Source organism: Ruegeria sp. J8 (assembly GCF_056531925.1).
Window position 1 is genome coordinate 35324 of sequence record NZ_JBQFMR010000006.1, and the last position, 12317, is coordinate 47640.

The 12317-nt window shown below is 59.1% G+C and carries 13 protein-coding genes; 3 read left to right on the forward strand and 10 right to left on the reverse strand.

Annotated features, from left to right (window positions below):
• Positions 1–55: 55 nt before the first annotated feature.
• Positions 56–706 carry a carbonic anhydrase gene (locus ACR0L1_RS13490; protein ID WP_170771492.1) on the reverse strand — a complete coding sequence of 217 codons (651 nt, stop codon included), beginning with the start codon at positions 704–706 and terminating at the stop codon, positions 56–58.
• 144 nt (positions 707–850) lie between these two features.
• Here ACR0L1_RS13490 and ACR0L1_RS13495 point away from each other — a divergent pair, with 144 nt between their 5' ends.
• From ACR0L1_RS13495 to ACR0L1_RS13505, 3 genes are all read left to right on the forward strand, one after another.
• Positions 851–1240, forward strand: coding sequence for a hypothetical protein (locus ACR0L1_RS13495; RefSeq protein WP_170771590.1), 390 nt, complete (start codon positions 851–853; stop codon positions 1238–1240).
• A 63-nt stretch (positions 1241–1303) separates the two neighbouring features.
• A complete protein-coding gene (locus tag ACR0L1_RS13500) occupies positions 1304–2686 on the forward strand; it encodes a leucyl aminopeptidase family protein (protein WP_480859361.1) in 1383 nt (460 codons plus the stop codon).
• Positions 2683–3420 (forward strand): C40 family peptidase, encoded by a 738-nt coding sequence (locus ACR0L1_RS13505; RefSeq protein WP_480859362.1) that lies wholly within the window; start codon positions 2683–2685, stop codon positions 3418–3420. Before ACR0L1_RS13500 ends, ACR0L1_RS13505 begins: the two co-directional genes overlap by 4 nt.
• Here the strand turns inward: ACR0L1_RS13505 and ACR0L1_RS13510 are convergent.
• The 9 genes from ACR0L1_RS13510 to ACR0L1_RS13550 all read right to left on the reverse strand — a co-directional run bounded on the left by ACR0L1_RS13510 (position 3417) and on the right by ACR0L1_RS13550 (position 12301).
• Positions 3417–3767, reverse strand: a complete 351-nt coding sequence (locus ACR0L1_RS13510) for a DUF2794 domain-containing protein (RefSeq protein WP_170771486.1) — start codon at positions 3765–3767, stop codon at positions 3417–3419. The two genes, ACR0L1_RS13505 and ACR0L1_RS13510, sit on opposite strands and share 4 nt — an antisense overlap.
• A gap of 72 nt (positions 3768–3839) precedes the next feature.
• The gene (locus ACR0L1_RS13515) at positions 3840–5507 is read right to left on the reverse strand and encodes an ABC transporter permease (RefSeq protein WP_480859364.1); all 1668 of its coding nucleotides are present in this window, start codon (positions 5505–5507) and stop codon (positions 3840–3842) included.
• 119 nt (positions 5508–5626) lie between these two features.
• Complete coding sequence (locus ACR0L1_RS13520) at positions 5627–6844, reverse strand: phenylacetate--CoA ligase family protein (protein WP_480859366.1); 1218 nt, start codon at positions 6842–6844, stop codon at positions 5627–5629.
• A gap of 19 nt (positions 6845–6863) precedes the next feature.
• Entirely contained in the window at positions 6864–7697 is an 834-nt protein-coding gene (locus ACR0L1_RS13525; RefSeq protein WP_170771463.1) for an ABC transporter ATP-binding protein, read from the reverse strand.
• A 74-nt stretch (positions 7698–7771) separates the two neighbouring features.
• Complete coding sequence (locus tag ACR0L1_RS13530; RefSeq protein ID WP_170771461.1) at positions 7772–9052, reverse strand: ABC transporter substrate-binding protein; 1281 nt, start codon at positions 9050–9052, stop codon at positions 7772–7774.
• A 74-nt stretch (positions 9053–9126) separates the two neighbouring features.
• Positions 9127–10203, reverse strand: a complete 1077-nt coding sequence (locus ACR0L1_RS13535; RefSeq protein WP_170771459.1) for a branched-chain amino acid ABC transporter permease — start codon at positions 10201–10203, stop codon at positions 9127–9129.
• Between the two features lie 3 nt (positions 10204–10206).
• Entirely contained in the window at positions 10207–10464 is a 258-nt protein-coding gene (locus tag ACR0L1_RS13540) for a hypothetical protein (RefSeq protein WP_170771457.1), read from the reverse strand.
• A 2-nt stretch (positions 10465–10466) separates the two neighbouring features.
• Positions 10467–11453 (reverse strand): branched-chain amino acid ABC transporter permease, encoded by a 987-nt coding sequence (locus tag ACR0L1_RS13545; RefSeq protein ID WP_170771455.1) that lies wholly within the window; start codon positions 11451–11453, stop codon positions 10467–10469.
• Between the two features lie 29 nt (positions 11454–11482).
• The gene (locus ACR0L1_RS13550; RefSeq protein WP_170355671.1) at positions 11483–12301 is read right to left on the reverse strand and encodes an ABC transporter ATP-binding protein; all 819 of its coding nucleotides are present in this window, start codon (positions 12299–12301) and stop codon (positions 11483–11485) included.
• Positions 12302–12317 lie beyond the last annotated feature (16 nt).

The following is a 12317-nucleotide window of genomic DNA, read 5'->3' on the forward strand; positions in this document are numbered from 1 at the left end:
ACAAAAAAGAGAAGGGCCTGACCGGCCCTTCACATCGCATTGCGCCTATCGAAAATCAAACAACCACGAACTTCTTTTCATGCGGGTCATAGCATTGCAGCCCGCCCTCTCCGATATCGGTCCACAGACCGTGCAGGCTCAGTGATCCGTCCTCGACTGCTGACGCAATGAACGGAAAAGTCAGCAGGTTTTCCAGCGAGGCAACAACCGCATGCCGCTCGAATTGGCGTGCCTGGTCCGTGCTGTCCTCGATATCGGCCACCAGATCGTATTTCGGCTTGAGGATATCCATCCAGCGCCCGACAAAACTGTCCTTGGCTTCAAGCTGAGGGGCCTGACCCTTGCACATGTCGATACAGCCCTGAACGCCGCCACATTGCGAATGGCCCAACACGATCAGATGCGCCACTTTCAGCGCGGTCACGGCGTATTCGATGGCGGCGCTGGTGCCGTGGTGATCTCCGTCCGGGGCGTATGGGGGGACGAGGTTGGCGATGTTACGGTGAATGAAGAAATCGCCCTGATCCGCGCCGAACATCGACGTCACGTGCACCCGGCTGTCGCAACACGAAATAACCATCGCGCGCGGGCGCTGACCCTCGGTTGCGAGGCGCCGGTACCAGACCTGATTTTCGGAATAGGTGGTGGCTTTCCAGCCGTGATACCGTTTGACCAGATAGCTCGGCAGAGGTTTGGCGCGTTCCATTCTTACGTCCTTAGTCTTGTGTCTGAGGAGTGCTGTAACCCGAATTCACCGAAAATTCGAGCCATTATCCCGCAGCACTGCAAGGTTTTGCAAAGGAATTTCACGCCACAGTAGGGCCACACCGTGGGGGTGCAAGGAATTGGGGTGAATGTGGTGGAAAAGATAATCACGCTTGAACACAAGGAATCCGTCCGCTTGGACCCGGAGCGTCTGAACGGATTGTGCGGACAGTTGGGGGATCAGAATGCATTGGACGTGTTGTGTCGCACGGTCGAGGAACTGGCCGTGCGCCTGTCTAATTGCGAACGCTACTGGCGGCGGCGCGACTGGGTGAGCTTGCGCAAATGCGCGCGTTCTCTGGTGGCGATTTCCGAACAGGTTGGGATGACCGCTTTGGCGCGCGTAGCAGGGGACGTGGCGCATAATGTTGATGTCGGCGATGCCGTGGCCACGGGGTCAACGCTGTCGCGCCTGATCCGCGTGGGTGAAAAATCGCTGACTGTCATCTGGGACCAGCAGGACCTTTCGGTCTGACGGGGCTTGCGAACGGATCGTGGGTGACTAGGCTGGGCGCAATTCGAACCAGTTGAGATCGCCATGACCCTGTCTTTTGCCCCTGCCTCTGACCCGTCCCTGCCATTGCACGTGATCTCGCAGCCCGATCTGGAAAGCTGGCTTTCGGATCAGCCTGGTTTTGTGGCGGCTTGGGTGGAACACAGCGGGTTCACGGCCGGTTTGGGTCAAACGCTGTTGATACCCGATGCAGACGGTGCGCCGTCCATGGCGCTGGCGGGCTTTGGCAAACCAGCAGGCCGGGCGCGCAAACGGTTCCCACTGGCCGCAGCGGCCGAAGCGTTGCCCAAAGGCACGTATCGCATAGCCTCGGGCCTATCGGATGATGTGCTTGAGACTGAATGCCTGGGATGGTTGCTGACCGGATACAGTTTCGACCGCTATGCCAGCCAATCTACCGCCAAAGCGCGCCTCGTCGCACCGGCTGGTGTGAATCCCACCCGATTGGAGGTTCTTGCCAAGGCCGAGGCGTTGATCCGCGATTTGGTCAACACCCCCGCCTCGGATATGGGGCCGGATCAGTTGCAGGCCGCATCTGAAGCGCTGGCGCAGGAATTCGGTGCATCCTGTTCGGTGATTGCAGGCAATGACCTGTTGGAACAGAATTTTCCCATGATCCACACGGTGGGCCGTGCCGCCGCGCAGGCTCCTCGCCTGATCGAGATGAACTGGGGCGACGCAGGACCGAAACTGACTCTGGTCGGTAAGGGTGTCTGTTTCGATACTGGCGGGTTGAACCTGAAGCCCGGTGCCTCGATGGGGTTGATGAAAAAGGATATGGGCGGGGCAGCCAACGTGCTAGGGCTGGCGCGGATGATCATGGCGCTGAACCTGCCGCTGCAACTGCGTGTTCTGATCCCAGCGGTTGAGAATTCGGTGGCTGGGAACGCTTTTCGACCCGGCGATATCCTGACCTCGCGCAAGGGTCTGACGGTCGAGATCAACAATACCGATGCCGAAGGGCGTCTTGTTCTGGCGGACGCGCTGGCGCTGGCGGATGAGGGGAAACCAGACCTTGTTATTTCGATGGCGACGCTGACCGGGGCGGCGCGTGTGGCTGTTGGTGCTGATCTGGCGCCCTTCTACACCGACAGCGACAAGGCTGCCGACGCCTTGACCCACGCGGCGCGCGCAGCAGCCGACCCAGTCTGGCGGATGCCCTTCCATGAGCCTTACGAAGGCATGATCGAACCCGGTATCGCCGATCTGGACAACGCCCCTGCGGGTGGATTTGCCGGGTCGATCACTGCCGCCCTGTTCCTGCGCCGTTTTGCGGTCGACAGTCCCTATATACACTTCGACATCTATTCGTGGCAGCGCAGCAAAGAACCCGGACGCAGCAAGGGCGGGCTGGGTCAAGGCCCACGTGCCCTTTTGACCGCCCTGCCCGAGATGCTGGGCCTATGACCCAACACCGCATCATACAGCCGGTCGTCGATCTGATGCGCAGCCCAGATGGGCCCCGGGATCGGCAACTTTTGTACGGGGATACAGTCGCAGTCACTGATACAGTAGAGGGTTGGAGCCGGATCACATCAGACAAGGACGGTTATCCGGGCTGGGTCCGGTCGGGCCAGCTTGGCCCGGACACCCCCGCAACCCATTGGATTACCGCCCCAGCCACCCATGCTTATACCCAAGCGGATATGAAAAGCCCGGACATCGCGTCACTGAGCTTCGGCGGCAGGATAGCCGCCCGGTCCGAAGTGAACGGGTTTCTGGAAACCGAACTTGGTTTCATTCCCGCCGTTCACGCCAAACCCATCGGCGTCACCCTGACCGACCCAGTCGCAGTGGCCGAGCTGTTTCTGGGCACACCGTATCTGTGGGGCGGCAACAGCCGAAGCGGGCTGGATTGCTCGGGCCTTGTGCAGGCCGGATTGCTGGCCTGCGGGATGCCTTGCCCGGGTGATAGCGGAGATCAAGAGCGCGCGGTCGGGCAAACTCTGCCAGACGGCACCCCGCCTCAACGTGGTGATCTATTGTTCTGGAAGGGCCATGTTGCATGGGTCTATGCCGAGGACATGCTTCTGCACGCCAATGCCTTCCACATGGATGTGACCTTTGAGCCGATGGTGCAGGCCGTTGCGCGGATCAAAGATCAGGGTGACGGACCGGTGACCAGTCACAAAAGGCTCTAATCAAGGTCAACCGAGCGGATCAGCTTGCGTTCTAGAACCCGCAGCACGGTACGCAAATCCTGGCCGCGCTTCAGGATGCGGCCATCCATGCCGACCACCGAATACATCCCCTGTTTCTGCCGCAAACGCGGGTGCTTTTCTACCCGGTATATCGGGTGTTCGGCCGTGCGGCGAAAGATCGAAAACACGGCCATATCGCGGAGGTTGGAAATGCCGTAGTCCCGCCATTCTCCGGCGGCGACCATCCGACCATAGACGGACAGGATATGAGACATCTCGTGGCGGTTGAAAGCGACGGGCATCTGGGCCGAGTTACCAGAGAACCGGCTGGGAGGCTGCATGTTCATACTCCAAGCCTTGCCGGAAAACGCGCCTGAATCAAGCCCACGCACGACAGGGTGTGGCAATTTTGAAGCGCCCTAGCGTCTGCGACCCACTTGCCGGCAAATCAAAATGACCGGTAGCAGTCCCACAGCCAGAATGACTAGCGACGGCACCGCAGCCCCCTCAAGCCGTTCGTCCGAGGCCAGCCGATAGGCCTGCACCGCCAGTGTGTCGAAGTTGAACGGGCGCATGATCAGGGTCGCGGGCAGCTCTTTCATCACGTCCACAAACACGATCAGCAGCGCGGTCAGCAGCGATGGTGTCAGAATCGGCAAGTGCACGCGGCGCAACGTGCCCAGCGGGCTTTGCCCCAAGGACCGAGAGGCCGCGTCCATATTGGCGTGGACTGTGCTTTGACCGCCCTCATAGGCACTTAGCGCAGCGGCCAGGAACCGGACCATATAGGCCGCAACCAGCAGCCAGATCGAGCCGGTGACAAGCAACCCGGTCGAGACATCGAAAGTCTGCCGCATCCACGCATCCAGAGCATTGTCGAAACTGGCAAAGGGCACGATCAGTCCGACGGCGATAACTCCGCCGGGCACCGCATAGCCCAGCCGCGCCATATACCCTGTGCTAGAGGATACCCGACCAGGCCGAAGCCGTTGAAAGAACCCAACGCAGATCGCAGCAAAAACCGTCACGACCGCAGCCGTCCCTGCCAAAATCAGCGAGTTTTGAATGAACCCGATATAGCGCCGTGACAGCAGGTTTTGTTCCGATTCCGTCCCCATCTGCACCAGAATGAACACAGGCAGCAGGAACCCCAGCAACACCGGGATGATGCACAGCGTGAACGCCGCTGCCGCCTGCCATCCCTTTAATTGGGCCGAGGGCAGCGCGGCGTGGTTTTTGCCCGCCTGATAGTATTTCGCTTTGCCGCGTTGCATCCGTTCAGCCACGGCCATGACCAGCGCAAAACCCAGCAGGCACAAAGCCAGTTGCGCGGCGGCAGCGCGGTCTCCGATAGAAAACCAGCTGGTATAGATGCCGGTGGCAAAGGTCTGCACGCCAAAATAGGCGACGGTGCCGAAATCTGCGATGGTCTCCATGATCGCCAGCAACACGCCCCCTGCAATCGCCGGGCGCGCCATTGGCAACGACACGCGCCAGAATGCGCCCCAAGGGCTGTTACCCAGCGCGCGGGCCGCCAGAAAGGCAGTGGCGCTTTGCTGCAAAAAAGCCGCGCGAGCCAGCAGATAGACATACGGGTACAGCACGAGGATCAGCATAACCGCCGCGCCTTCGGTCGAGCGGATCTCGGGGAACCAATAGTCGCGCGGACCCCAGCCGGTCATGTCGCGCAGGGTGGTCTGAACGATACCGGGGTGGTCCAAAATAAACGTATAGGCATAGGCCAGAACATAGGCCGGAAAGGCCAGCGGCAGCACCAGAGCGATTTCCAGAAACCGAACTCCAGGAAAGCGCGTCATCGTTACCAGCCACGCCGCACCGACACCGATGGCAAACGTCCCCATCGCCACCAAAACAACCAGCACCGCAGTGGTCAGCGCATAGCCCGGCAAGACCGTGTCCATCAGGTGCGAGATCGTGTCCGTCCCGCCCGTCACCGCCGCCAGAACAACTGCGAGCATAGGCAGCAGACAGGCCGCCGCCACCAGACAGGCTACGGTCGCCACCAACCGGGTGCCCAACGCGCCGCGATTGCGCGTTCCATGTTCTGAGAATTCGACGTCGGCCATGATCCCGGCTTGTTACTGGCTAAGGCGCAGGTTTCGTCATTAATCGACCAAAACGGTCAGAAACACCAGTGGGCAGGGATACAAATCTGCGGCACATCCTGCCGCAGACCTGCTTGGCCTCATTCGTAAACGCGCTGATCCTCGATCACCAACCCGTCCTTGGGCAGCGATCCCGGCGCGACGACCTCGATCGCACCCTTCAGTTTCAGCAGCTCGACAACCGATTTGGCATAGGCCATGTCATCGCCACCGGGGCTTTCGATCTGAACGGTCATCATGTCCATCTCACCCTGGCGGGCGGCAATAACGCGGGCTTTGACGATCTCGGCATGTTTATCGACAAGCGCTGCCACCTGTTCGGGCCGCACGAACATACCCTTGATCTTGGTGGTCTGATCGGCGCGGCCCATCCAGCCCTTGATCCGCGCATTGGTGCGCCCGCAAGATGACTGGCCGGGCATGATCGCCGATAGATCACCCGTCGCGAAACGGATCAGCGGATAATCGGGGTTCAATGAGGTCACGACGACCTCACCCACTTCACCCTCTGCCACTGGGGTTCCAGTGCCGGGGGTCACGATCTCGACAATGACATGTTCGTCGATGATCATCCCTTCCATGGCGGGGCTTTCGTAGGCGATGTTACCCAGATCGGCGGTCGCATAGCATTGCAGGCACGAGATTCCACGATCCGCGTATTCCTGCCGCAGTGACGGGAACAAGGCCCCGCCCCCTACGACGGCGGTAGTGAACTGAAGCTGGACGCCCATCTCATCCGCCTTGTCCAGTATGACCTTCAGATAGTCCGGCGTCCCGGCATAGGCGGTGCAGCCTACATCGCGCGCCGCCGTCACCTGCAGCTCGGTCTGGCCGGTGCCTGCGGGCAGAACAGCCGCCCCGACCGCGCGCGCGCCGCTTTCAAAGATCATACCCGCAGGCGTCAGGTGATAGCCAAAGCAATTCTGAACGATATCGCCCGGCCCTACACCAGCAGCGTGCAGGAACCTGCCCATACGCCACCAGTCGGGATCGGTGCTACCCGGTTCATAGATCGGACCCGGAGACTGAAACACATGGTGAAAATGCCGCGCAGGTTTGACCGTGAACCCCCCGAACGGTGGACGCGCAGCCTGCGCCTGCGCCAGATGGGATTTGCGCAGTACCGGTAGTTTGGGCAAGTCCTCGACAGACGCAACACCACCCGTCTCCACATCCGTCAGATGCGTTTGAAAACCGGGGGCGGAAAGGGCCCGAGCAAGTTGTTTTTGCAGCGCCTCGGCCTGATCAGCGGCGCGTTTGTCGGCTGATCGGGTCTCGAGTGCGTCGAAATAGGTCATCGCCAGATCCTCCATCCGCTTACAGCCACCTCTTGCGGCGGCGATAGGACCGCACATCGCGGAAGCTTTTGCGGCCCTCATCCGACATGCCGAGATAAAACTCCTTCACGTCCGGGTTCTCGCGCAGTTCCGCCGCCGGGCCATCCATCACAACGCGACCCGATTCCAAAATGTAGCCGTAATGCGCAAACCGCAGCGCCACATTGGTGTTCTGTTCGGCCAACAGGAAGGACACACCCTCTTTTTCATTGAGGTCCTTCACGATTCCGAAAATCTCTTCGACAAGCTGCGGGGCCAGACCCATCGAGGGTTCGTCCAGCAGGATCGTCTCGGGCCGCGACATCAATGCGCGCCCCATGGCGACCATCTGTTGCTCACCACCCGAAGTATATCCGGCTTGGGATTTGCGGCGTTCGGCCAGCCGTGGGAAATAGGAATAGACAAGCTCAAGGTCTTTCTGGATCGCCGCCGCACCGTCCTTGCGGGTATAGGCACCAGTCAGCAGGTTTTCCTCAACCGTCAGGTGTTCGAAGCAATGGCGGCCTTCCATCACCTGGATGACACCCTTTTCAACCAAATCCGCCGGATCGCTTTCATGCACGCTGGTGCCGCGATACTTGATCGTGCCTTTCGTCACCTCGCCGCGTTCGGAATGCAGCAGGTTCGACACCGCCTTGAGCGTCGTCGTCTTGCCAGCCCCGTTTCCACCCAGCAGCGCGGTAATTCCGCCCTTGGGCACGGTCAGGCTGACGCCTTTGAGGACGAGGATCACGTGATTGTAGATCACCTCGATATTGTTGACCTCAAGCAGGGTTTCGGTCTGCACTTCGGTGTTTTGAGCCGCATCCAGCATCAGCGCGTGTCCTCAAGCCTTGTGTTTAGTTCGGGACGGCGAGAGCCCGCCGCCCCGTGTTTCAGATCACCGGATCAGCAGCGCGAACCGATGTTGTTTTCCGACGCATATGCACCCGAATCCTCGTTGATCAGCGGACCGATCACGTCGCCATCGGTGGCTTTGAACTCGGAAATCAGGCTCCAGGTCTTGTTGGTCGCATCCCACTGGGTCACACCGACCAGAGCGTCGCCGCCGTGGTTTTCACACGAAACCGAGAAGGTCGGGCCAAAGTTTGGCAGGCCCAGTTCGGTCATTTTGGCTTCGGTGATTTCCAGCGCTTCCATGCCGTCGCGCATCATCGCAGGGGTGATGTCAGCGGTGCCGTGGATTTCCTGCGCTTTCTTGGCAGCTTCGGCAGCCAGCATTGCGGCATAAAGACCACGGTTGTACAGAACCGTACCCACCTGATCGCCCGCGCCAGCGGCTTTACCGGCATCGACGACATATTTCTGCAGGTCATCAAAGACCGGGAAATCGGTGCCCACATTGTGGAAGGTCAGCGCCTTGTAGCCATTCGCAGCTTCACCCGCTGGCAGCACGTCGTTTTCCGAGCCCGACCACCAGATGCCGATGAAGTTTTCCATCGGGTAACGGATGTTGGCAGCTTCCTGCACCGCCACCTGGTTCATCACGCCCCAGCCCCACATCAGGACGAAATCGGGACGATCACGGCGGATTTGCAGCCACTGCGACTTCTGCTCCTGACCAGGATGATCCACCGGCAGGGCAACCAGCTCGAACCCGTGCTTGGCAGACAGCTCTTCCAGCGTGCGGATCGGTTCCTTGCCATAGGCCGAGTTGTGGTAGACCAGCGCGATTTTCTTGCCGCTCAGGTCGCCGTTGTTGGTATCCAGCAGGTAGTTGATCGCGCCCGAGGCTCCATCCCAGTAGTTCGCAGGATAGTTGAACGTATGGCTGAACACATCGCCGTTTTTGGCCGAGGTGCGCCCATATCCCATCGTGTGCATCGGAATGCCATCTGCGGTGGTTTTGGGGATCAGCTGATAGGTGATACCAGTCGACAGCGGTTGATACACCAGCGAGCCTTCGCCCTTGGTGGATTCATAGCATTCCACACCTTTTTCGGTGTTATAGCCGGTTTCGCATTCGATCACCTTGGTCGCCACGCCACCAATACCGCCATCGCGTTCATTCAGCAGGGTAAAGTAATCAGCATAGCCATCCGCGAACGGGATACCGCCCGCCGCATAAGGCCCGGTCCGATAGCTGAGCGACGGGAATACGAGGTCGGCCATAACCGGACCTGCCGCCATTGCGGCGCCGAGCGCCATGGTTGCCAGTTTCAATTTCATCGGGTGTCTCCTCCCTTGGTTGGTCCGATGGTGAGTTCGGGCTTTGCACCCGTTATCTGATTGGGCCGAACCGCTTAGTGCGGGAACGGCCAGAGTCTGAGTTTTTCTTTGGCCACGCGCCACAGCTGCGCCAGCCCGTGCGGTTCAAGGATCAGGAACATGATGATCAGCGCGCCAACGATGACGAGATTCAAATGAGCCACGATATCGGTGGGCCAGCCCAGCATGTCCGCGCCGACGACCTTCAGCACAACGGGCAAAAGCACAAGGAACGCAGCCCCGGCAAAAGATCCAAAGATGGATCCCAGTCCACCGATAATGATCATGAACAGCACCAGGAACGATTTCTGAATACCGAAGACTTCGCCGACCTCGACCGCGCCCAGATAAACCGCAAAGAACAATGCACCCGAAATACCCACAAAGAACGAGCTGACAGCAAAAGCCGTCAGCTTAGCCCGAAGTGGATTCACACCAATGATCTCGGCTGCGATGTCCATGTCCCGGATCGCCATCCATTTACGTCCTGTGGTACCACGCGTCAGGTTGCGAGCGACGACGGCGCAAACTGCTAGGAAGATCAGGCAAAACAGATAGGTTGCCCATGCCGGAGCATTCGGGCCGGTAATGATGATACCAAACACATCGCGTTCCGGCGCATTAATCTGCCCCGAGGCCGAATAGTTGTAGAACCACGGTACCCTGTTGAACAGCCAGACAAGGAAGAACTGCGCTGCCAAAGTCGCCACGGCCAGATAGAACCCTTTGATCCTAAGGCTTGGAAGGCCAAACAGCACACCGACCAACGCGGTGATACCTCCGGCAAGGATGACATGGATGAACATGCTGACATCCGGGAAGGCCGTCATCAGCTTATAGCAAGCATAGGCCCCTACAGCCATGAACCCGCCGGTGCCCAGCGAAACCTGCCCGCAATAGCCCACCAGAATGTTCAGTCCGATCGCCGCAATCGCATAGATCAGAAACGGCAGCAGCAGCGCATTTGCCCAATAGTCGTTGATGATGAACGGGATGATCCCAAACGCCACGGCAAGCACCACATAGTACCGATACCGGTCGAACTTGATCGGGAAGGTCTGGCTGTCATCCACGTAAGAGACTTTGAAATCTCCGGCCTCACGATAGAACATGTCTTACTTTCCCCATTCTTCCTGCGCCCGGTTGCGGGCTGCGGCATCCAGTTGGTTCGATCCCTTGGCATATCCCGTCGCCTCGGACGCACGGACCAGCTTGAGGTAAGCCAGGATGCCCATGACCAGTCCGGCAAAAGCCAAGATCGCTGCGATTGTCACCTGCCCGTCCGTCAGATCATCCGACGTCAGAGCGATATACCCAAAGGCCCAGAACCCGGCCCATGCGATCACGTTGGTGATGGCGAGGAACTTTTGCATCGCTACACCCTCTCGATGATCTTCTCACCGAACAGACCCTGCGGCCGGAACACGAGGAAGATCAGCGCCAGCACATAGGCAAACCAGTTCTCGGTCGCACCGCCCACAAGCGGGCCGATGGCAAATTCGAACAGTTTCTCGCCCACACCGATGATCAACCCTCCGACAATCGCTCCGGGGATCGAGGTGAACCCGCCCAGCATCAGTACCGGCAGCGCCTTGAGCGCGATCAGCGATAGCGAGAACTGCACACCCGATTTCGTACCCCACATGATGCCTGCGACAAGGGCCACGAACCCGGCGACCGACCAGACCATCACCCAGATGAAGTTCAGAGAAATCCCAACGGACAGCGCCGCCTGGTGGTCATCGGCCACCGCACGCATCGCCCGGCCTTGCTTGGTGTACTGGCTGAACGCCACCAGCGCCGCCACCAGCAATGCCGCGATAACTGTTGCAACAATGTCCAGATTGTCGATGAAGAAACCGTAGCCGAAGATGTTGAACGTGCTCTCATCGATCCAAAGGTTGATGCCCTGCGGCAGGCCCACATCCAGCGTCTTGATTTCAGAGCCCCACATCAGATCGGCCACACCTTCCAGCAGATAAGCCAGGCCGATCGTCGCCATGAACAGGATGATCGGCTCCTGACCCACCAGATGGCGCATCACAAAGCGCTGCACCGCCCAGGCCAGCAACACCATCACCGCCATGGTCAGAATAATCGCCAGCAGCGCAGGCACGTTCCAGCCAAAATAGTGGATATGCGTGCCGAACATGGCATTGATCAGATGCGCAAACGGCACCTGACCTTTCATGATCCCCACCAGAGTCATTGCCGCAAACAGTGCCATAACCCCTTGGGCATAGTTAAAAATCCCCGATGCCTTGTAAATCAGCACAAAGCCCAGCGCGACCAGCGCATAAAGGACCCCGGCCATCAGGCCATTCAGAATGACCTCCATCGCAAATACCAACTGATCAGGCATGTCCGCCCCCTCTCATGTCTGTCAGATGTCTAGTCATGGCTCACCCCCAGATAGGCGTCGATGACCTCTTGATTGTTGCGCACCTCATCGGGTGTGCCGTCACCGATCTTGCGGCCATAATCCATCACCACCACGCGGTCGCTCAGGTCCATCACAACGCCCATGTCGTGTTCGATCAGCGCGATGGTGGTGCCAAACTCGTCATTCACGTCCAGGATAAAGCGGCTCATGTCCTCTTTTTCCTCGACATTCATGCCCGCCATCGGCTCATCCAGCAGCAGCAGCTTTGGCTCCGCCGCCAAGGCTCGCGCCAGTTCGACCCGTTTCTTCAGCCCGTAGGGCAGGCGAGACACAGGTGTTTTGCGGATGTGCTGGATTTCCAAGAAATCGATGATCTTCTCGACCGCCTCGCGATTTTCCGTCTCTTCCGCCTCGGCTTTGCCCTTCCACAAGGCCTGTTGGATAATATTCGTCTTCATGAAGCCCAAACGCCCTGTCATGACGTTATCCAAAACGCTCATCCCCTCGAAAAGAGCGATATTCTGGAACGTCCGTGCAATCCCCTGCTGCGCCACCTCAAAGGGTCGCATCTGCGGGCGTTTTGATCCGTGAAACCAAACCTCACCCTCCTGCGGCACATAGAACCCCGAGATCACGTTCAGCATCGAGGATTTACCCGCACCGTTCGGTCCGATGATGGCCCGGATCTCACCCTCGCGAATGTCGAACGAGATATCCTTGATTGCCACCACGCCGCCAAAGCGCAGGGTGATGTTTTTCATCTCCATCACCACACCGCCGATCTTACGACCGTCTTCGGTGACATATCCTTCGGAACTATCCAGCATCAGATCCTCCCTGAGC

Bases quoted from the DNA above. Each gene is read 5' to 3' on its own strand.
- ACR0L1_RS13490 (WP_170771492.1), bottom strand. From the start codon at position 706: ATGGAACGCGCCAAACCTCTGCCGAGCTATCTGGTCAAACGGTATCAC.
- ACR0L1_RS13505 (WP_480859362.1), top strand. From the start codon at position 2,683: ATGACCCAACACCGCATCATACAGCCGGTCGTCGATCTGATGCGCAGC.
- ACR0L1_RS13550 (WP_170355671.1), bottom strand. From the start codon at position 12,301: ATGCTGGATAGTTCCGAAGGATATGTCACCGAAGACGGTCGTAAGATC.
- ACR0L1_RS13510 (WP_170771486.1), bottom strand. From the start codon at position 3,767: ATGAACATGCAGCCTCCCAGCCGGTTCTCTGGTAACTCGGCCCAGATG.
- ACR0L1_RS13500 (WP_480859361.1), top strand. From the start codon at position 1,304: ATGACCCTGTCTTTTGCCCCTGCCTCTGACCCGTCCCTGCCATTGCAC.
- ACR0L1_RS13540 (WP_170771457.1), bottom strand. From the start codon at position 10,464: ATGCAAAAGTTCCTCGCCATCACCAACGTGATCGCATGGGCCGGGTTC.
- ACR0L1_RS13545 (WP_170771455.1), bottom strand. From the start codon at position 11,453: ATGCCTGATCAGTTGGTATTTGCGATGGAGGTCATTCTGAATGGCCTG.
- ACR0L1_RS13525 (WP_170771463.1), bottom strand. From the start codon at position 7,697: ATGCTGGATGCGGCTCAAAACACCGAAGTGCAGACCGAAACCCTGCTT.
- ACR0L1_RS13515 (WP_480859364.1), bottom strand. From the start codon at position 5,507: ATGGCCGACGTCGAATTCTCAGAACATGGAACGCGCAATCGCGGCGCG.
- ACR0L1_RS13530 (WP_170771461.1), bottom strand. From the start codon at position 9,052: ATGAAATTGAAACTGGCAACCATGGCGCTCGGCGCCGCAATGGCGGCA.
- ACR0L1_RS13520 (WP_480859366.1), bottom strand. From the start codon at position 6,844: ATGACCTATTTCGACGCACTCGAGACCCGATCAGCCGACAAACGCGCC.
- ACR0L1_RS13535 (WP_170771459.1), bottom strand. From the start codon at position 10,203: ATGTTCTATCGTGAGGCCGGAGATTTCAAAGTCTCTTACGTGGATGAC.